Annotated in this window: 1 protein-coding gene; it reads left to right on the top strand. The window is 66.1% G+C overall.

Features of this window, described 5'->3' with window-relative positions:
• Position 1 precedes the first annotated feature (1 nt).
• Positions 2-457: low temperature requirement protein A (locus tag AB4Z23_RS28505; RefSeq protein ID WP_441361311.1), on the top strand; the 456-nt coding region annotated here is incomplete at its 3' end.

The following is a 457-nucleotide window of genomic DNA, read 5'->3' as shown; positions in this document are numbered from 1 at the left end:
CATGCTGGCTGGCCTCCTCATGGCCTCGGCGATTCCCGGCGCCTTCGGGGAACGCGGGCTGATCTTCGCGCTCGCCTATGTGGCGATCCAGGTCGGGCGCACTGCCTACATCGTCTGGGAGCTTGGCCCGGATCATCCGCTTGCGGCCAACTACCGGCGCATGCTCGGCTGGGTGTCGATCGCCGCCGTCTTCTGGATCGCCGGCGCCATTGTCGAGCATGAGGCACGCATGGTGCTCTGGGCCATCGCTGTGCTTTGCGAATATGTCTCGCCGATGTTCGGTTTCCCCATGCCGGGCCTGGGCCGCTCGAAGACGAGTGACTGGACGATCGAAGGCGCTCATCTCGCCGAACGCTGCCAGCTTTTCTGCATCGTGGCACTCGGCGAGACGCTGCTGGCGACCGGCGCCACCATGGCGCGCGCAGAAAGCTGGGACGGACCCATCCTCTCGGCGTTG

Source organism: Agrobacterium sp. MCAB5, assembly GCF_052114365.1.
Classification (GTDB): Bacteria; Pseudomonadota; Alphaproteobacteria; order Rhizobiales; family Rhizobiaceae; genus Agrobacterium; species Agrobacterium tumefaciens.
Note: the sequence above shows the minus strand (reverse complement) of the source record. Positions and strands in the feature narration are given on the sequence as shown.